Source organism: Mucilaginibacter sp. P4_A11, assembly GCF_056402535.1.
In genome coordinates, this window is the sequence record NZ_JBFUHE010000012.1 from 206,661 (window position 1) to 225,597 (window position 18,937).

The 18,937-nt window shown below is 42.2% G+C and carries 17 protein-coding genes; 4 read left to right on the forward strand and 13 right to left on the reverse strand.

Annotation, left to right across the window (positions count from 1 at the left end):
• Positions 1-3: 3 nt before the first annotated feature.
• The 6 genes from AC1DUD_RS22205 to AC1DUD_RS22230 all read right to left on the reverse strand — a co-directional run bounded on the left by AC1DUD_RS22205 (position 4) and on the right by AC1DUD_RS22230 (position 6,910).
• Complete coding sequence (locus AC1DUD_RS22205; RefSeq protein WP_477378439.1) at positions 4-1,485, reverse strand: PAS domain-containing sensor histidine kinase; 1,482 nt, start codon at positions 1,483-1,485, stop codon at positions 4-6.
• 452 nt (positions 1,486-1,937) lie between these two features.
• Positions 1,938-2,594 carry a DNA alkylation repair protein gene (locus AC1DUD_RS22210; RefSeq protein ID WP_477378441.1) on the reverse strand — a complete coding sequence of 219 codons (657 nt, stop codon included), beginning with the start codon at positions 2,592-2,594 and terminating at the stop codon, positions 1,938-1,940.
• Positions 2,595-3,065, reverse strand: a complete 471-nt coding sequence (locus AC1DUD_RS22215; RefSeq protein ID WP_477378443.1) for a YciI family protein — start codon at positions 3,063-3,065, stop codon at positions 2,595-2,597.
• 99 nt (positions 3,066-3,164) lie between these two features.
• Positions 3,165-4,418, reverse strand: coding sequence for a gliding motility protein GldB-related protein (locus AC1DUD_RS22220; protein WP_477378445.1), 1,254 nt, complete (start codon positions 4,416-4,418; stop codon positions 3,165-3,167).
• A 97-nt stretch (positions 4,419-4,515) separates the two neighbouring features.
• A complete protein-coding gene (hppD, locus tag AC1DUD_RS22225; protein ID WP_477378447.1) occupies positions 4,516-5,640 on the reverse strand; it encodes a 4-hydroxyphenylpyruvate dioxygenase in 1,125 nt (374 codons plus the stop codon).
• A gap of 112 nt (positions 5,641-5,752) precedes the next feature.
• Positions 5,753-6,910: a homogentisate 1,2-dioxygenase gene (locus AC1DUD_RS22230; protein WP_477378449.1), complete on the reverse strand. Its 1,158-nt coding sequence runs from the start codon at positions 6,908-6,910 to the stop codon at positions 5,753-5,755.
• A 399-nt stretch (positions 6,911-7,309) separates the two neighbouring features.
• Here AC1DUD_RS22230 and guaA point away from each other — a divergent pair, with 399 nt between their 5' ends.
• Genes guaA through AC1DUD_RS22245 form a run of 3 tightly spaced genes read left to right on the forward strand, consistent with a single transcriptional unit; the run spans position 7,310 to position 11,221 of the window.
• Positions 7,310-8,839, forward strand: a complete 1,530-nt coding sequence (gene guaA / locus AC1DUD_RS22235; RefSeq protein WP_121224281.1) for a glutamine-hydrolyzing GMP synthase — start codon at positions 7,310-7,312, stop codon at positions 8,837-8,839.
• Complete coding sequence (locus AC1DUD_RS22240) at positions 8,796-10,055, forward strand: ABC transporter substrate-binding protein (protein ID WP_477378451.1); 1,260 nt, start codon at positions 8,796-8,798, stop codon at positions 10,053-10,055. The genes guaA and AC1DUD_RS22240 overlap by 44 nt, the downstream gene beginning before the upstream one ends.
• Complete coding sequence (locus AC1DUD_RS22245) at positions 10,052-11,221, forward strand: RsmB/NOP family class I SAM-dependent RNA methyltransferase (protein ID WP_477378453.1); 1,170 nt, start codon at positions 10,052-10,054, stop codon at positions 11,219-11,221. Before AC1DUD_RS22240 ends, AC1DUD_RS22245 begins: the two co-directional genes overlap by 4 nt.
• Before the next feature lie 269 nt (positions 11,222-11,490).
• Here the strand turns inward: AC1DUD_RS22245 and AC1DUD_RS22250 are convergent, their stop codons facing one another.
• From AC1DUD_RS22250 to AC1DUD_RS22270, 5 genes are all read right to left on the reverse strand, one after another.
• The gene (locus AC1DUD_RS22250; protein ID WP_477378455.1) at positions 11,491-11,817 is read right to left on the reverse strand and encodes a hypothetical protein; all 327 of its coding nucleotides are present in this window, start codon (positions 11,815-11,817) and stop codon (positions 11,491-11,493) included.
• A 35-nt stretch (positions 11,818-11,852) separates the two neighbouring features.
• Positions 11,853-12,425, reverse strand: coding sequence for a MarC family protein (locus AC1DUD_RS22255; RefSeq protein ID WP_321555034.1), 573 nt, complete (start codon positions 12,423-12,425; stop codon positions 11,853-11,855).
• A 12-nt stretch (positions 12,426-12,437) separates the two neighbouring features.
• Positions 12,438-13,601: an MFS transporter gene (locus AC1DUD_RS22260; protein WP_477378457.1), complete on the reverse strand. Its 1,164-nt coding sequence runs from the start codon at positions 13,599-13,601 to the stop codon at positions 12,438-12,440.
• 97 nt (positions 13,602-13,698) lie between these two features.
• Positions 13,699-15,255, reverse strand: coding sequence for an amino acid permease (locus AC1DUD_RS22265; RefSeq protein WP_477378459.1), 1,557 nt, complete (start codon positions 15,253-15,255; stop codon positions 13,699-13,701).
• Positions 15,256-15,694: 439 nt separating this feature from the next.
• Positions 15,695-16,057 carry a hypothetical protein gene (locus tag AC1DUD_RS22270; protein ID WP_477378461.1) on the reverse strand — a complete coding sequence of 121 codons (363 nt, stop codon included), beginning with the start codon at positions 16,055-16,057 and terminating at the stop codon, positions 15,695-15,697.
• Positions 16,058-16,208: 151 nt separating this feature from the next.
• Here AC1DUD_RS22270 and AC1DUD_RS22275 point away from each other — a divergent pair, with 151 nt between their 5' ends.
• Positions 16,209-16,547, forward strand: coding sequence for a single-stranded DNA-binding protein (locus tag AC1DUD_RS22275; protein WP_477378463.1), 339 nt, complete (start codon positions 16,209-16,211; stop codon positions 16,545-16,547).
• 152 nt (positions 16,548-16,699) lie between these two features.
• Here AC1DUD_RS22275 and AC1DUD_RS22280 read toward each other — a convergent pair whose 3' ends face one another.
• Both AC1DUD_RS22280 and AC1DUD_RS22285 read right to left on the reverse strand, forming a co-directional pair.
• Positions 16,700-18,133: a PAS domain S-box protein gene (locus AC1DUD_RS22280; RefSeq protein ID WP_477378465.1), complete on the reverse strand. Its 1,434-nt coding sequence runs from the start codon at positions 18,131-18,133 to the stop codon at positions 16,700-16,702.
• Positions 18,134-18,198: 65 nt separating this feature from the next.
• Positions 18,199-18,903 (reverse strand): SDR family NAD(P)-dependent oxidoreductase, encoded by a 705-nt coding sequence (locus AC1DUD_RS22285; protein ID WP_477378467.1) that lies wholly within the window; start codon positions 18,901-18,903, stop codon positions 18,199-18,201.
• Positions 18,904-18,937 lie beyond the last annotated feature (34 nt).

The window sequence follows — 18,937 nt, forward strand, 5'->3', positions numbered from 1 at the left end:
TAATTATACCAGTCTGATAGTAAATTTTGTGCCAATGTTTACTGTACTGTCAACTTTGATGTTTCCCCCTAATGCTTCTATCTGGTTACGGGTTATAAACAGGCCAATACCTTTGGCATCGGTGTTTTGATGAAACGTTTTGTACATACCAAAAATTTTATCGCCGTAACGGTCAAGGTCAATACCAAGGCCATTATCTTCAAAAATGAGATAAATGTGGTTCCCATCCGTTAAGGTATAACATTTTATGACAGGTTGTCTTTCTGGATGGCTGTATTTTAAAGAGTTGGTGAGCAGGTTTTGTAAAATACTTTCCATATACGCCGGGATATAGCTGATCTCGCGGCATTGGGTAAAATCGCCCTCAACGCGGGCGTTTATGGCTTCAATGTTGTTTTTCAGCGCCGAGCAGATATTTTTGAACATCTGCTCCAATTCAACTACCTTTCTTTCCTTAGTAATTTCTGTTTGGATCTTAACTATTTCGTTGATGTGTTCGATAGTAAGGTCAAGGCTATCGCTGATGGTTTTTATGTGCGAAAAGATTTCCTCGCGTTCATCGGTTGTTTCGGTTTGTTCAAACAAGTTAACCATAAATTGAAGGTTACCGGTATGTGAACGAAGGTTATGCGATACAATGTATGCGAAGTTTTGCAGACGGCGATTTTGATCTGTAAGTAAATTTATCGACTGCTCAAGTTTAAGCAGTTTTCTTTTTTCGCTGTCAATATCCTGGATAACCCCTTTTATTGCCGTGCATTTGCCAAAGTGGTTAATTACAGGTACAGCCTTTACTTTTAGCCATAACATATTGTTTTTGGCCGAGCGTAAAAGCAGGTCAATATCAAAAGGACGGCTATGGGCAATAGTATTGTTAATGGCATTTTGTAAAATTGGCCGGTAGGGGGGCTCAAAAAAGCTGATAAATTCCTCAACACTCAGGTTTAACTGGTTTTGAAGATCAAATAAATCATACACCTGTTTTGACAGCTCAATGCTGCTGGTGTTTTGAGCATTGATTTCCCAAATGCCTAACCGGGCTATTTTAAAGGCATCATCACTACCGGTTTGGTTATGTGCGGATAATAAGTCGTTGTGTTTGTAACGGTTGATGTTGATCAGCGAACCGTAAGCTATACAGCCATGCTCGTTGTCAACTTTCCTGATCGTAGTTTCAAACCATTGATAACCGTGTTGTTTAGTTAAAAAACGTAATTGCAGGGGGGGCGTGTTTTCTGCTATCCTGTTGTTAATAGCATTGATAAGAACCGGTTTATCACCATGGTAAAGCAAATGCTCAAAAAAAGTATAAGCACTGCATTCAATTTCATTGAACTGATAATCTAATACAGCATAAAAGCCTGTTGACCATTTTACTTCCTTTGTATTGAAATTATACTTCCAGATACCCGCATCCAGATCATTGATCAAAGGGATAAGATGTATATCATCGCCAGAAAGTTTACCCTTTTCAGAAAAACTCATATCAAGAATCCGTTCACTAATTCAATTTGTTTTTTGACACGTGCTTATTATTAAAATATGTGCCATGATTTGAAATTCTTAAATTTACAACCCCCAGTTGTTAGTTATAGCTTTCATTTCAATCATTATTCCACATTTGCTCAGCCTCAAATATAATATTTTTGATACTTTATAATGTATTCTTTTACTGGTATTTACGGTTTTTAGAATATCTTAGTATATGTACTCCTAATTGAAGTAATATTTTACAAAATATCCATTAAATACGTTAACCTCTATTTAGTTACATTTAAAAATGAAGATATCTTCAATAAAATACTTCGGCGTAATTTGATTGTAAAAAATAGAGGGTACTAAGTTAGTAAATATGGGTGAACTATTATTGGGTATTATAATGTCCTATTTTACAGGCAATTTACAGGGATTTAATTTTATGGAAAAATATTAAATTGTTATTTGCTTATTAGTTCATCAAGTGCGTTTTTTGCAATCCATTTGGCTGATTTGGCGGGCTGGTTATAAATATTTCGTGCAGTGTTAATGGCATTAACTTTTAATATATTATTTCGTTTGCCTATTTGCCGTAATGCCCAGTTAACAGCCTTTTTAACGAAGTTTCGGTTATCCCAGGCCTCTCGCTCCATGATGGGAAACAGGTTTATAAATACTTCGTCGGGCGCGGTTTTATGGTGAACGGCATACTCGGCCATTAAAACAAAACCAGCACGTTTTACAAATTCCTGCTCATGAGTACTATATTCAATAGCTTTATCAATGGCGAATGGGGTACGGTCGAAAAGATTACCGCAAACCTGGTCGCAGATATCCCACGAATAAAAATCGCCAGTCCAGCTGTCCATTAGTTCGGGGGTAACCAGTTTGGGATCGGCTATCAGAGAGGCCAGTATCCTGGCTTCGTGTATTTGGGTGTCCCAGAGAGCCAAAGCCAGCTCATGGTCTTTTTTAATTGTTTTAGCCAGCTTATGGATCTCGGGTAGTTTTACGCCCAATGCCTTCGAACTATCAATACCAAAGCGGGACATCCCTTTTAAATAAGTGGCATCGGCTTTTTCTTTGAGGTGTTCAAGTACAAATTGTATAGCATCCATTTATTCGGTCATGCTTTTCTTTTGAAGGGTGTTGTGGATAGGTACAACCTGCATTAATGCCGCGCTGCAATAAAAAGGGTGCAGTTCCATAACCAGGGCTCCTGCTTTGATAGCCGGATCGGTTTCGGTAAGTCTTTTTGCTTCCTCAACTGTTTCAACATTAAAAATAAAGATGCCGCGCAAAGGTTGGTTATCCAAAAATGGCCCTGCAACAACCAGCTTACCTTCGGCGGCAAGCCTGCCTATGTTTTTGAGGTGAGCCATCTGCAACTGCATGTTAGCCGCCGAATCTTTAAGTTGTGTAGGCCCTTCTTTTAAGAAAGCCAGCACATATTTTTTCATACCATAGTCATCGGCACCCAGTTTTTTTGCCAAAACAGCGTCATAAACGGGTTTGGATGCCGGGGTATTTTGGGCTAAACAGTTAAGACTTAACGCCACAGCAGTAATAACAAGTAAAGCTTTTTTCATAAAATGGTTATTAGTTATATCAAATATAACCTATTGTTGTTAAATTTCAGGGCCGGGCATTAACCTTGCTCTGAAATTTGCATGGTAATATATGTAATGCTAATTGCCAAATTTTTTACTTGTTCCGCTTTTATTATAAAAGGCTTTATAATCTTTAATATTCAGCATATCATAGATGGCTTGCTTTTTATCAATGCTGTTATCATAGTATCCTTTACAAATCTGGTAGCCAACCCAATAGCCCAGATCGGCTGGTTTATCGGTTGTTTCCTGGTTGGAGTTTGCTATCCAATTATAACCCCGGTTTAAATACATTTCCTTTTCAAAATCGGCCCATATTTGTTTTTCATGTCCCCTGGCCCAAACGTGCAGGCGCTCGTTGGCAGTGCGACCGGATATCAATTCACCTAAAAAGTCGGCCATACCCTCAATCAAAACACTTCTAAGTAATGTGGTGTCGCCTCCTAACATGCCGCCTTGATTAAAGTGAATAAGCTCATGCGCTACCAGGTTTGGGAGATAGTCAAGTTTGCCGAAATTGTTGTTTTCCCAAAGGTTAAGCTCGTCTACAGGTATATCGGGCGAACGTACAGCCTGGTCAAGGCCAATGAGCAAGCCATTATCTGATGATGTACCTCCTGACGAAAAGGCGCCGATAACAAAATAAACATCCGGAAATTTGGCCGGCGGATAAAGTTCCTTAAGCTTTACAAAGGATGCTGTCATCTGCGGTTTTTGTTTATCAACAGTAAAAGTGTTATTGCGGATTGCTGCATAAAACTTTGGCTTTTTATCGTGACCTTTTACAAAGTTTTTCATGTGTATAACTTTATAAGCAAAATAATCCTGCAAACCCGGCGATCCTTGATCAACGTAGTGCTGTTTGTAAATTTTGAGGCGGTTGGCAGTATCCTTTTGTGCCAGGTCATATGCTTTCCAAAAGTTTTTGATATCTGTTGTTACCAATTTTGCCTTTAAAGGGTTGGTGGTGCCGGTTTCAACTGATTTTAGCGAAGCTGTAAAGTTTTGCCATTGGGCCAAAGAGTGTAGTGAATCAAAATCACTGTCGATTTTTAAATGGTTAAAGTCTTTGTAGCCGCTGTTCACAGCCTGTTTTACAAGTATAAGAGCGCTATCCGCTTTGCCTGTCAGTGCATAACAACAAGCAGCATTATAATAGTCGCCGGAAGCTGAAACTTTAAATTCTGCTTGTTGGGCCGATTGTAAATAATAAGTGCCTGCTTGTGTGAATTTTTTTGCCTGATACAAACTATCAGCTTTAGCGCTTAGGCTTTTTTGCGCCAAGGCTGGTGTACTCAATAAAAGCAGTAAAAAAGGTAGGTATTTATTCATCTTCTAAAATAGAAAAAGCCGGGCATTCGCCCGGCTTTGAAACAAGATTTTTGCGTATTTCAAATTTAGTAATCGAAATTCCCAAATTCGAAGTCGATCAAAGATTTCCTCTTGCTTCCTGTTCACGTTCAATGGCTTCAAACAGGGCTTTAAAATTACCCGCGCCRAATGATTTGGCACCCTTACGCTGAATGATCTCAAAGAACAGCGTAGGCCTGTCCTCAACGGGTTTCGTAAAGATTTGTAGCAGATAACCTTCGTCATCGCGGTCAACCAAAATGCCTAAGTGTTTTAAAGGTTCAAGATCTTCATCAATATGGCCAACACGTTCGGTAAGGTCATCATAGTAGGTTGACGGTACGGTTAAAAATTCAACGCCGCGACTTTGGAGTTCGGTTACCGTAGCAACGATATCATGCGTAGCCAGGGCTAAATGTTGTACGCCTTCATCTTCGTAAAATTCAAGGTATTCCTCAATCTGGGATTTCTTTTTACCCTCGGCAGGTTCATTGATCGGGAATTTAACATAACCGTTCCCATTGCTCATCACCTTGCTCATTAAAGCCGAGTATTCGGTTGAGATCATTTTATCATCAAAAGTGAGGATATTGCGGAAGCCTAAAACCTCCTCATAAAAGTTAACCCATTCGTTCATTTTATGCCAGCCTACGTTGCCCACACAATGGTCAACATATAACAAACCGGCGTCTGTAGGGTTATAGCTATTCTCCAGTTTTCTATAGCCCGGCAAAAATAGGCCCTTATAGTTTTTACGTTCGATGAACATATGTACGGTTTCGCCATAAAGCTTAATGCCGCTGGTGCGTACTTCRCCATGTTCATCTTTCAAAGTTTGAGGTTGTTGATATGCTTCTGCGCCGCGTTTAGTGGTTTGTTCAAAAGCATCGTAAGCGTCATCAACCCATAAGGCCAATACCTTTACGCCGTCGCCATGTTTTTTAACATGTTCGGCTATGGGGTGATCGGAATGCAGGGGAGTAGTAAGTACTATCCTGATCTTACCTTGCTGTAAAACATATGATGCCCTGTCTCGCACACCGGTTTCGGGCCCGGCATAGGCCAGGTTTTGAAAGCCAAACGCGGTTTTATAATAGTGGGCCGCCTGCTTGGCATTACCTACATAAAACTCGACATAGTCGGTACCGTTAAGCGGCAGGAAATCGGTTGTAGTTGGTTGTTTATCTAAAGTTTGTGTGTTCATTTTTGTTGAATTGAAAATGTCATTGCAAGGAGGAGCGACGAAGCAATTGCATGCAACATAGGGCAAATATGCTTCCGTGCGGTTGCCGCGCTGCGCTCGCAATGACAAATGATTAATATTGCCAGCTCTTATAATAATTTTCGTCCTCTATCTTAATCGCATCCTCCGTAAGCATCAATGGCCTGAATGGATCTATCATCACAGCCAGTTCGTCTGTTGATTCTTTGCCTATCGATTTTTCTACCGATCCGGGGTGCGGGCCATGCGGGATACCGCCCGGGTGCAGGGTGATCTGTCCTTTTACTACGCTTTTACGGCTCATGAAATCGCCATCTACATAATATAACACCTCATCGCTATCCACATTACTGTGGTTATAAGGAGCGGGGATGGATAGCGGATGATAATCAAACTTGCGGGGCACAAACGAGCATATCACAAAGTTGTTACCCTCAAAGGTTTGGTGTACCGGAGGTGGCTGGTGTAACCTGCCGGTTATCGGTTCAAAATCATGGATGGATAGTGCCCATGGATAATGGAAGCCATCCCAGCCTATAAAATCAAAAGGGTGGGTGCCATAGATATAAGGATAGATAAGGCCCTGTTTTTTGATCAGGATCTTGAAATCGCCATGCTCGTCATAAGTTTTCAGATCGGCCGGTCGTTTAATATCACGTTCGCAATAGGGCGAATGTTCCATCAATTGTCCGTACTGATTCCGGTAGCGTTTTGGCGGACGGATAGGGCTGAAGCTTTCCACAATAAAAAGCCGGTTCGCTGTGCCATCAAACTCCATCTGGTAAATGGTGCCGCGGGGGATAATCAGGTAGTCGCCGTATTGAAATTTGATATTGCCGAAACCTGTTTTTAAAGTGCCGGTGCCTTCATGAATAAAAACCACCTCATCGGCCTGGCTATTTTTATAAAAATAATCAGTCATGCTTTGACGCGGCGCGGCCAGCGAAATATGCAGATCGCTGTTCACCAATACGGGTTTGCGGCTTTGCAGATAATCGTCTTCCGGTTGTACATTAAAACCTATCAAACTGGTGTGCTTCAGGTGTTTTTCGCGCGCTATTTTAGGTTCCACGCTGTAGGGCTCGCCAAGTGTTTTTACAATGGTAGGCGGGTAGGCGTGGTACACCAGCGAATAAAGGCTCGAAAAACCTTCGGTTGATACCAGTTCTTCGGCATATAAACTACCATCGGGCTTACGGAATTGCGTATGCCGCTTAGGCGGAATTGATCCTAAACTATGATATACAGGCATGGATTGGTTTAATTGGTTAACAATAAAACGTTTAAAATGCTGATTTGTGTTTGGACTTAAAAGTCCGCAACGCATAGGCCGGGCCATTAAATAGTTAATGGCTAAAAGTGTTGAAAAAAGGAGGGGAGAATTTAGTATTGCGCCAGCACAATCTTCGCGAGCATAGCATCCCTGAACGATGATGCATCGCTCATGGAGGTCAACCCCAGCGAAAACAGGAAATGCATTTGGACACGTAACATGGTACTAAGTTAGTATGATTATTATTGGAATGCAAATTTAGGTAATTGGTTTATATCGGGTTGGTTAAATGGGCGATGGTTTGTCTGAACAAATCAGCGCAATCAACGAAATCAAAAAAAACGCTATAAATCAGCGGTCAATTTCCTATCTTTGCCCATGCAAGAAAAAATCCTCATTCTTGACTTTGGCTCGCAATTCACCCAACTTATAGCGCGCCGTGTCAGGGAGCTCAATATTTATTGTGAGATCCACCCCTTCAATCATTATCCCGAAATTGACAGCACTGTAAAAGGTATCATCCTTTCCGGCAGCCCTTATTCTGTAAGGCAGGAAGATGCTCCTCATTTCGATTTTGAAAAATTTCATACCACACGCCCAATTTTAGGTGTTTGCTACGGTGCCCAATACGTTGCCCATTTTCATGGCGGCGAAGTATTACCCTCAAGCACCCGCGAATACGGCCGTGCCAATTTGGAATACATAAAACAGGATAACCCATTATTTAAAGATGTTCCCGGTGGATCGCAGGTATGGATGTCGCATGGCGATACCATTGCTACTATTGGTGATAACTTTGAGGTAATTGCCAGCACCGATAGTGTTAAAGTTGCCGCTTACCAGGTAACAGGTACCCAAACTTACGGCATCCAGTTTCACCCGGAAGTTACTCACAGTATTGACGGCAAACAGCTACTGCAAAACTTTTTGGTTGACATCTGCGGATGTAAGCAAGACTGGACACCAGACTCATTCATCGAAACAACGGTTGCTGCTCTTCGCGAAAAATTAGGCGATGATAAAGTAGTACTTGGTTTATCTGGAGGGGTTGATTCATCGGTTGCGGCAGTATTGCTTCACCATGCCATCGGCAAAAACCTGCACTGTATATTTGTTGATAACGGCCTTTTGCGTAAAGATGAGTTTGAGCAGGTGCTTGATTCATACCAACACATGGGCTTAAACATAAAAGGCATCGACGCGAAACAACGTTTTTATGACGCATTGGCCGGCTTAACCGATCCTGAAAAGAAACGTAAAGCTATCGGCCGCGTATTCATCGAAGTGTTTGATGATGCCGCGCATGAAGTGCAAGACGTGAAATGGCTTGGCCAGGGCACTATCTACCCTGACGTTATCGAATCGGTATCAGTTAAAGGCCCTTCGGCTACTATCAAATCGCACCATAACGTTGGCGGCTTGCCCGATTTCATGAAGCTTAAAGTTGTTGAACCACTTAATACCTTGTTTAAAGACGAAGTAAGAAAAGTAGGTAAAGCTTTGGGCATCGATCCTAATATTTTAGGTCGTCACCCTTTCCCTGGACCAGGCCTGGCTATCAGGATCCTGGGCGATATCACCCCTGAAAAAGTGGCGATATTACAGGAAGCTGATGCAATTTATATAAACAATTTACGTGCTGCCGGAGTTTACGATAAAGTTTGGCAAGCCGGCTCTATATTTTTACCGGTACAATCGGTAGGTGTAATGGGCGATGAGCGTACTTACGAAAACGTGATCTGCCTCCGTGCCGTTGAATCGGTGGACGGGATGACCGCCGACTGGTGCCATTTACCGTATGACTTGCTGGCTAAGATCAGCAACGAGATCATCAACAACGTAAAAGGAATTAACCGGGTAGTATATGATATCAGTTCAAAACCACCGGCCACCATTGAGTGGGAATAAGTGGTTACCGTTTTTTTGCATAGCATTGCTGCTGGCCGCGTGTTCACCAAAAACGCGGCCGGTAGCAGCTACCGTAAAAAAACCGACTGATAATACCGAAAAAAAGCCCGGCAACCTTTCCGAAAAACCATCGGAAAAAGCCCCGGAACAAAAGGTGGCCAATATTGCCATGATCTTGCCTTTTGGGCTCGAACACTTAAATCCGGCTCAAAAATACAGTCCCATACAACTAAGCCAGGCCAATATCGCTGTTGAATATTACCAGGGGTTTAAACTTGCGCTTGATTCGCTTACCGCTTATGGCAACAACTATAAGCTGCAGATTTTTGACTCAAGGGACGAGGCAATGCAAGCGCATGACCTGGCTTTAAACGCCTTTGTCCGCTCAAGCGATCTGATAGTGGGCCCTGTTTTCCCGGATGGGATAAAAGCATTTTCGGGTGCGCTATCATACTCTAAAGGCCTTATCCTGTCGCCTTTGTCGCCTGCTAATCCTGCTACTATCAACAGTAAAAATTTAATCACTGCTATACCTCCGCTTGAATATCATGCATGGGGCGCGGCCGAATACATCAACAGAACGGTAAAACCCAAAAAGATCTTTATTCTGCGTTCGGGCTTTAACCAGGAAAATGATTACGCGGTTAATTTTAAAAAGGCTATTGACAGCTTAAGCAAAAAGAAGGTAAAAGTTATCAACGTATATGTTGTACGCGGAAAACTGAGCAGCCTGCTTCCGCAGCTTTCCAAAACAGAAAAAAATGTTTTTGTGATCCCTGCTACCGACCAGGCTTTTTTGGGCGTAACCCTCCGGTCGTTAGATACGCTGAACAAACATTACCCGGTTATGGTTTTCGGGCACCCAAGCTGGGACAAATTCAGCTTCCTCAAACCACAGCTTTTGCAGCGTTTAAATACGCATATCACCTCAACCGAAAAAATAAATTACAAAGCTGGGGCTACAATAACATTTTTACGTAACTATAGGCGTGCTTATCACGTTGAACCGACCGAATACGCCATTAAGGGTTTTGATGAGGGACTATACTTTGGCAGGCAGCTTTTTGCCGACAAAGGCTTATCCGCAATTGAGGGGACCGATTTTACCGGCTTGCACAACAGCTTCCATTTTATAAAAAAGCCGGGGCTGGGCTGGATCAATACCCACGTAAACATATTAATGTACACTAACTTTGAGTTAAAACAGGTAGAATGAAGGCTATAAACCAGCTTAAAACGTTTCAGCGAATTTTGGGTGAATACCCTGCCGATACGCCACTAAGTAAATTTTTACCCGGCTTCTACCGGCAAAACAAACAAATGGGCTCAACCGACAGGCGTGTTGCCAACAGGTTGGTGTATAACTACTTTCGGCTGGGTAGGGCCTTACCGGATTTACCCGAGGATGAACGCCTGTTAGTTGCCGAGTTTTTATGCAATACCCAAACTAACTCCTACCTGCAAAATTTCAAACCCGAATGGGCTGCCTGCATAGGTTTTAATGACGACGATAAACTTGCCCTTGTAAAAACCTCTTATCCTGATTTTAAGCTGGAAGATGTATTCCCCTGGAGCAACCAGTTTTCGGAGGGAATTGATAAGGAAGCTTTTCTGAAATCGTTTTTTTGCCAGCCCGATCTGTTTATCCGCGTCCGCAATGGTTACGATCATTTGGTGAAGGCCGAACTAACTAAAGCACAGGTTGTTTTTAAGGATGAGGGTAACGGTTGTTATTCGCTGCCTAACGGTACTCGCCTCGAAACCATATTTGCCAAGCAGCATTGGTTTGAAGTGCAGGATTATTCGTCACAACAAACCGGCAACTATTTTAAACCGCAACGTTGGGATAGCTGGTGGGATGCCTGTGCGGCATCAGGTGGTAAATCGCTATTGTTGCATGAGGATGAGCCTAATATCAAGCTTGTAGTTTCCGATATCCGCGAATCCATATTGGCCAATCTCGACGAGCGCTTTCAACTGGCAGGATTAACCAAGTACCAGAAGAAAGCGCTTGACCTCACTCAAAACATCGATTCGGTGATGCATGATTACGCCTTCGACGGGATCATTCTTGATGCCCCCTGCAGCGGCTCTGGCACGTGGGGCCGTACTCCTGAAATGATAGCCCAGTTTGATGCTCACAAAATTGAGTTTTTCCAAAAACTTCAAAAAAGCATCGCCCAAAACGTAGTAAAATACCTTAAACCAGGCAAGCCACTTATCTACATCACCTGTTCGGCCTTTAAAGGTGAGAATGAGGATGTAGTTGATTATTTGGTGGCTGAGCTGGGATTAAAACTGGAAGAGAAGGCTGTATTGAAAGGATATGAACGGAAGGCAGATACCATGTTTGTGGCAAGGTTAAGCCCTGCGGCCCCCTAAAGGGGAAGTTTGTATGGCGGTTACTCTATAATAACGATAATTATAACTGCCGTCGCTCGGCTCCAGCCGAGTGACCACTATTGCGCGGCGTCTCGCCGCCGATTTGCTAAGTCATTTAAGTGCGCAGGCCAGAGGCCTGGGGATAGTAGTCACTCGGCTGGAGCCGAGCGACGGCGCAGGTGTGTATTTTGCCATCCCTTTTGGCGCAAGTCTTGAGTGGGGGATAGCGTGAAGGCTGACTTGTGCCTCCGCACGGCCTCTCATAAATCTTATCTTGGTCTTTTTATCACCGCTGTAATAATTCCACCTGCAATTAAGCCAATAGGTAAAATAACCTGACCGGGTAGAATCACCATTGAAATAATAGCTAAAAGAACACCGATTCCTATTTTTAATAACGCTAAATTAAAGAACGGCTTTTGGGCGTCATTAACGTCAATTATTTTCTGAACAGTCAAATTCATTAATACCTGCTTTATCAAATCAGCAGGAATGCCCTGCTTTTCGAGTCTGGCATAAATAACATCATTATCAAGGCCCTCATTTTTTAATCTTGAAGCTTGCAGGTAAGCTTTCCTTTTTAGTTCTTCGTCCATTGGTTTAGGTTAAAATATTCAAACAAATCTGGGGGCTACAAATGCGTGTTACTCCTGAAAAGCTTAATCGCTATGGCCAATAAAATAATCCCAAATGCTTTACGCAGCACACTCAACCCTATCGGCCCAAGCAACCTTTCCAGCCATTTTACATTTTTAAGTACAAGATATACCACCAGCGTATTTAAAACAATGCCTACGAGGATATTCTGCGTTTGATATTGTGATTTAAGGGAGAGCAGCGTAGTCATGGTACCGGCTCCGGCAATAAGCGGGAAGGCAAGCGGCACAATAGAAGCAGCCTGCGGCAGTTCCTCTTTAAAAAAATCGACACCTAATATCATTTCCATGGCAATGATGAAAATCACCAGGGAGCCTGCAATAGCAAAGGAAGAGATATCAAGCCCGATAACCGCCAGCAGTTCATCTCCAATAAAAAGAAACGTTACCATAAGTACCAGAACGGCTATACTGGCCTTTTCCGATTCGATATGGCCCACACGTTGCCTGAGCTGAATAATTACCGGTATGGCGCCCAAAATATCAATAATAGCAAAAAGGATCATCGTAACCGAAATGATCTCTTTAATTATAAACGGGTGCGGCATAACGTGTAGGATTTATTCTTTCTTCTTTAAACGGAAACTCAGCAAAAAGGCTGCTAAAATATAGCATGAAGATAAGAAGAAAATAGCATGTACCGATAGCAAAGCTGCAAAGCCTGCTGTGACCGGCCCGAGAGTTTGCCCTATAGAAGCGTACGACTGATTGATCCCCAATATTTTGCCCTGTTCTTTATGATCAATATGATCGGCAATAATTGCATTGAGCATGGGGTTACGCAGACCATTGAACAAGCCATAAATACAAATGCCCGTAACAAAAGGAATGAAATGATTGGTAAGCCCGGTTGCAAACATTGCCACAAGGCAAAGAAGAGTTGACAGTAACAGGATCTTTGATTTAGACGAAAACCATTTGGTAAACAACGGCACACAAAGCTGCATGATAATCCCACTTATGCCGAAACCCGCATACAAAATACCTATTTGTGTAGGTGTTATCTTCAATACATCAACACTAAAGGTTTGAAAACCGATGATCATGGTAAACTGTGCCATGGTAAGCATAAACCCGGTGAATACTGCAGTGCCAATAACCGGTAGTTTAAGGGTGGTCACCAATGCAGCGAACGAGAATTTAGTTTTTTCCGAATCTTTCTTTGTCTTATCGGGCGGGTTGGTTTCCTTTAAGAAGAACAAACTGCAAAGCGTACCTATAAGCGAAATGCCGGCCGCAAAATAGAAAGGAACCTGCATGCCATACCTATTGAGGAAGCCGCCAATGGCCGGTCCGATCACAAATCCAAACCCAAATGCAGAACTTAGTATCCCAAACCTCCTGGCCCTGTTATCCGGCCTTGCCGTATCCGATACCATGGCTTGTGCCACAGATACGTTTCCTCCCGTAAGTCCGTCCAAAATCCGCGCTGCAAAAAGCATGATCATGCTGCGGGCTTCGGCGAAAAGAATAAAGGAAATGCAGGTACCTGCAAGGCTGATGACCAGTAAAGGTTTTCGGCCCCATTTATCAGATAAAGAACCCAGAACAGGTGTGGCAAAAAATTGAGCTACTGAGAATGATGCTGTAAGGATGCCCAATGTTTCGCCTGTAACACCGAAGGTTTTACCGTACGAGTAAAGTATCGGTACAATGATACCAAACCCTAACGAGTTGATAACACATACAAATACTAACACCCACAGGTTTTTATCACCCTTCATGAAGCGGTTTTATTGGTTCAACGGCATAAAAAAGGGAATGTAACAAAAAAGGTCCTGAATATTCAGAACCTTTTTTGTTTATGATAACATTGTTATACTATTCAACAAATTTAGGGTTGATAGGGTTATTAGCTCCTTCAACTTTGCCATGGCGTACGTGTGAACGTTTGATACTGTAACCAAAGTAAACAGCAAAACCAATCAGTAACCAAACGATAAGCCTCGCCCAGTTTTCCCAACCTTCACTTGCAATCATACACAAGCAAATGATAGCGCCAAGCGGGCAAACGATCATATAAGCTGGTGTTTTAAATGGACGCTCGATATTCGGGTCTGTTCTTCTTAAAATGAAGATCCCAATACATACCAGCACGAATGCGAACAGCGTACCTATGCTCACCATATCACCTACATATTTATCCGGAATAAAACCAGCAAACAGCGATACAAACACAAAGAATAACCATTGTGATTTATAAGGGGTGCGATGTTTTGGGTGCAGTTTTGAAAATACCGGAGGGATCAAACCATCTGTACTCATTGTATAAAACACACGGGTTTGGCCCATCAGCATCACCAGGATCACTGAAGAAAAACCTGCAAGTATCGATACCGTAACAAATGAGGCTAACCATCCATAACCAGGCATTGCAGTTTTGATAGCGTAGCTTACTGATGCTTCTTTACCCTGGATAAGGAAATCTTTGTATGATACCAAACCTGTTAACACGTGCGAGAACAATATGTAAAGTGCAGTACAAATAACCAGTGATATCAGGATACCTTTTGGCATATCTCTTTGTGGGTTTTTAGCTTCCTGCGCAGCAGTTGAAACAGCATCAAAACCGATAAAAGCGAAAAACACAACACTTGCACCGCGTAATACACCAAGCCATCCATGATTAAAGGTATCGGCATAATTAACCGTGCCCGCACTCACTTTAATGATACCTGCATCGGCAGGGATAGTATAAGGCGTGTGGAAAGCCGGATTAATAAAGTGCCAGCCTAAACCTATGATCATTAATACAATGGCAACTTTTACAACTACAATGATGTTGTTTACAATTGCCGATTCGGCTGTACCGCGGATCAGTAACAACGTTAACAGAAACAGGATCAGGATAGCGGGAAGGTTAACAACACCTCTTGTGCCCACTTCGGCAGCGTACATGCCTGTTGTGGTATTTGAGATTTCCATAAATGAGTGCGACCATGCGTATGGTATATGCACGTTAAAGAAAGTTGTTAAAAACTCATTAAAATACTGCGACCAGCCAATAGCAACAGTAGCAGCGCCAAGGGCATATTCTAACACTAAATCCCAGCCAATGATCCAGGCAATAAACTCGCCCATGGTAGCGTAAGAGTAGGTGTAAGCAGATCCTGCGATAGGGATCATACTGGCAAATTCTGCATAGCATAAACCTGCCAGGGCGCAACCGGCGGCAGCTATAAGGAATGAGATAGTAACCGCAGGGCCGGCGTGTTCACCTGCCGCAGCTGCTGTACGAACAAAAATACCAGCACCTATAATAGCGCCGATACCGAGTGCTATAAGTGAGCCAACGCCTAAGGTTCTCTTAAGCGATTTCTCCGTTTCTGCCGAAGCAGCCATTAATTGAGCAATCGGTTTCTTAATAAATAATTTCATTTTAAATTAGTAAGATCAGTCAAAAATTAAAAATTTACATTTCCCCAAACGTACTTAAATTTATTGAAAACATAAAGTGCCGAATGAAACAACAGTTAAGTATTAATTATCAAAATATTAAACTGTTAAATTCGATTAAATCTATAGAGAATTGGATTTTATCTCTATTTAGGCTGTTAGGTGACTGCTAAAATTCATAATTGGGGATTAACAATGATTTTGCTAATCCGGAGACAGTAGATTTAAGAAATAATATGAGGTTTCAAACCGTCATTGATGCTCTTAATGCAGTTTTACGATTTAGCAGGCATTTGTTTTTTCTGAACCACGATTTTGGGATTAAAGGATTTCCTGATTTGGAGTTCGGGATGATCTTTTATTTCTGCTGCAAATGCTTAAATCTGCTCTTTGTAACTGCCAACTGTAAACTGCCAACCGTCTACTGCTCCCCATCCCGCTTCACCAATAAAACTTCGTCATTATCTAACAACAGGTAGCCATACTCGTAATTAAAAAAATAAGTCGACCCTGTTTTTGTTTGATAGATGCTGGTAATGTGGTCAAAATCAAAACCCTTTGCAGTGAGTTTCTTTCGGCTTGTTTTGGTTTTGCCGTTTGGATTCAGTTCTTCCAGTATACGGCGGTTACGGCGCAGTATGTTATTGATATTCCGTACCAGGTTATGACTGTTGCTGTTGAGTTGGTTGTTATAATTATTGCGGCACAGGTCATTACAAAACTTTTTATCGGCACGGCCCTGCAGTGGCGTACCACAATCTAAACAAACTCTTTCCTGGTTCATAATGATAAAGATAGCGATTAATTTAGCCGTTTGCAAACGTTTACAAACGGATGCTATCGACTATAAACGGTTAATATCCGATTAATTTTTCCACTCTTCCCACCTTTGTATCGTTGATTCAAACAACATTAAACGATAAAATATTAAAACGATGAACTCATTAAGAAACAGTGTACGCCTGGTAGGCAACTTAGGTATGGATCCGGAAGTGAAAGTATTTGACAGCAATAAAAAAATGGTGCGCCTTTCCATCGCCACCAACGAAAGTTATAAAAATGACAAAGGCGAAAAGATAACCGATACCCAATGGCATAACCTGGTTTTCTGGGGCCCGCAGGCTAAACTTGCTGAAGACCTGCTCAAAAAAGGCGATGAAGTTGCTGTAGAAGGCAAACTGGCCAATCGTAACTATACCGATAAGGATGGCATTAAACGTTACATATCAGAGGTGGTTGTTAACGAATTTTTAAAGATGGGCGCCAAAGGCTGAAGAGCAAATGGTGATACGCCTAAAGCAGTAGGGCATTGGCGGGTAAGGTCAGTTGATTCGCGGGCGCAGGTATCGCCAAGGGAAGAACAACCTTCACCAGAAGTTTAAAACCAAATGTTTTAAACTTCTGGGAATACCCCTTTATTCTTGACTCACGCATCCGCCCCAAAAGCCTTGATATATGCGGTTCTTTCAACAATGGAGTGAATAACACCGTCAAGTTGTTGCGATGTAGTATCAATATGTTCAATGATCTCTTTATTGAGCGGGTTTTGGAGGTCGTCGTTATCAAACAAATTAACCAAGCCCAAAATAGTGGCTACAGGTTTACGAAGCTCGTGCGAGCTGATATTGGCAATAGTTTGCAGGCGGTTATTCTGCTCGCGGATATTATCTTCAGTTTTTTTGCTTTCAATGAGTACCCGCAGAATATTTACAGTACGTTCGATAATGCTCAGCTCATCATCATTTGGCTCACGTATTGTGTGATAATAAATACCAAACACAGCTAAAACTTTTGAGTTTTTTGAACTCATTACCGGCGATGACCAACAAGCTTTAAGACCATAAGGTTTAACCAGGTAAACATAGTCAACCCAAAGCGGATCATTTTCAATATCGCTTACAATGATCTGTTTACGGTGAAATGCCGATGTGCCGCATGACCCTATATTGGGCCCTATTGACAAGCCCTCCAACTGGTTGCTGTAAGCCTGAGGCAACCGCGGGCCGGCAAGCGTATGCAATTTTTCCTGAGCATCATCAACCTCCAAAACCGAACAGATCATATCCGGAAAGATCCATTCAATTCCAGTAAGTAGCTCAACAGCGGATTGCGCAAGCGTGTATTGTGCCGTAGCGTTTAGTTCCAGCACCCGTTTTTCAAGTTCCAATATCCATTCCTGCATTTTTATTTCCGTTATATCACGTATAAAAACAGCCAGCTGGTTATGGTAAGGGTATATATTGATACGAAACCAGCTATTTGAATATTCATTTAAATATTGTATTTGTATCGATTTTTTGCAGGTTAATGAAAGTTGAAACTCACTCTCTACCTTTTCAGTTAAACCAAGGCTTTTGATCTCCATGAAATTGGCACCGTCAAGTTCAGTTAAACTAACGTTGACCATGGCCTGGAAAGCCGGGTTAAATGAAATTATATCCCAGTTGGCGTCAAGTACAATAAAACCCTCATTTAGACTTTGAATAGTATGCTGAACGATATCATCCCCGGATTGGCCAAGCATACCGGCCAGTGTATTACCACTTGAGTAAATCAGGTTATCATCTTCATTCAAAATTACCGACCAGATAATGCTAAAATAACAACCGTCTTTTCCTTTTATACGGCTTTGATAACCTATCAGTTTTTTATGAAGTAAAAGACTGGCTTGTGATTCGGCCTGTCGTTCCTTATCTGCGGGATGGCAGATGACCGCTATGTTTAAACCTGCTAAGTCCTCGTCGGTATAGTTAAATGTATTGCGGAAAGCATGGTTGGTATGCAGGATCACCCCACTCATATCCATGACAAAAAAAACGTCTTTTGAATGAGTGAAAAGTGATGTAAACCTTATATCCATTTGCTGCAGGCATAACATATTTATAATAACTAAGTTATAAAAATGTTTGCAATATTATATAATATTTAGGGTGTAGTTGCTGCTACAGGTATTATTTTTCCGTTAAAAAACTTACTTCCGGTTAAAGCAAAATCGGCGATGTATTTACCCATTTCAAATGCCATTACCGGCGATTCATAACCCGGGAAAGCCTGTTCCAGCATTTCGGTTTGTGCAGAGCCTAATGCCAGGCAGTTTACTTTTACGCCTTGTTCGGTTAATTCCTGCGCCAGGCACTCCGTTAGGGTGTGCAAAGCTGCTTTACTTGAAGAATAGGCCGACAAGCCTGGAAACTTAGCACTCCCCTGGAACCCACCCATACTGCCGATATTAAGGATATGCGAGCCGGCGGGCATCAAAGGTACCAGCGCCTGAATAGCTCGAACATGACCGATGAAATTGCTTTGCAGCATCTCCACAAAGTCCGACTCAAGCAATTCGGCAAATGGCTTATTGACAAGTACACCGGCGTTATTGATCAAAACATCAACGCGATCATCAAAATGTGATGCTATGAATTGCCGCAAACCTTCATAGTCGTCATGAACAATGTCAAATTTCAAGGCAAACAACTGGCAATCAGGATTTAAGCCGTGGGCTATCTCCAGCAAACGTTCCAGTTTATCCTGCGAGCGGGCCAGCGCTATCACCTTGTGGCTGCCCGAAAGTATCAGTTCAATTACGGCTTCAAAGCCTACACCACTGCTGGCGCCGGTTATTATAATGTTCATATGCCCCTAACCCCCTAAAGGGCGAATAATTGTT

Bases quoted from the DNA above. Each gene is read 5' to 3' on its own strand.
- AC1DUD_RS22245 (WP_477378453.1), top strand. From the start codon at position 10,052: ATGAAGGCTATAAACCAGCTTAAAACGTTTCAGCGAATTTTGGGTGAA.
- AC1DUD_RS22260 (WP_477378457.1), bottom strand. From the start codon at position 13,601: ATGAAGGGTGATAAAAACCTGTGGGTGTTAGTATTTGTATGTGTTATC.
- AC1DUD_RS22255 (WP_321555034.1), bottom strand. From the start codon at position 12,425: ATGCCGCACCCGTTTATAATTAAAGAGATCATTTCGGTTACGATGATC.
- AC1DUD_RS22250 (WP_477378455.1), bottom strand. From the start codon at position 11,817: ATGGACGAAGAACTAAAAAGGAAAGCTTACCTGCAAGCTTCAAGATTA.
- AC1DUD_RS22210 (WP_477378441.1), bottom strand. From the start codon at position 2,594: ATGGATGCTATACAATTTGTACTTGAACACCTCAAAGAAAAAGCCGAT.
- AC1DUD_RS22230 (WP_477378449.1), bottom strand. From the start codon at position 6,910: ATGCCTGTATATCATAGTTTAGGATCAATTCCGCCTAAGCGGCATACG.
- AC1DUD_RS22240 (WP_477378451.1), top strand. From the start codon at position 8,796: ATGATATCAGTTCAAAACCACCGGCCACCATTGAGTGGGAATAAGTGG.
- AC1DUD_RS22220 (WP_477378445.1), bottom strand. From the start codon at position 4,418: ATGAATAAATACCTACCTTTTTTACTGCTTTTATTGAGTACACCAGCC.
- AC1DUD_RS22275 (WP_477378463.1), top strand. From the start codon at position 16,209: ATGAACTCATTAAGAAACAGTGTACGCCTGGTAGGCAACTTAGGTATG.
- AC1DUD_RS22280 (WP_477378465.1), bottom strand. From the start codon at position 18,133: ATGGATATAAGGTTTACATCACTTTTCACTCATTCAAAAGACGTTTTT.
- guaA (WP_121224281.1), top strand. From the start codon at position 7,310: ATGCAAGAAAAAATCCTCATTCTTGACTTTGGCTCGCAATTCACCCAA.
- AC1DUD_RS22205 (WP_477378439.1), bottom strand. From the start codon at position 1,485: ATGAGTTTTTCTGAAAAGGGTAAACTTTCTGGCGATGATATACATCTT.
- AC1DUD_RS22285 (WP_477378467.1), bottom strand. From the start codon at position 18,903: ATGAACATTATAATAACCGGCGCCAGCAGTGGTGTAGGCTTTGAAGCC.
- AC1DUD_RS22270 (WP_477378461.1), bottom strand. From the start codon at position 16,057: ATGAACCAGGAAAGAGTTTGTTTAGATTGTGGTACGCCACTGCAGGGC.
- AC1DUD_RS22215 (WP_477378443.1), bottom strand. From the start codon at position 3,065: ATGAAAAAAGCTTTACTTGTTATTACTGCTGTGGCGTTAAGTCTTAAC.
- AC1DUD_RS22265 (WP_477378459.1), bottom strand. From the start codon at position 15,255: ATGAAATTATTTATTAAGAAACCGATTGCTCAATTAATGGCTGCTTCG.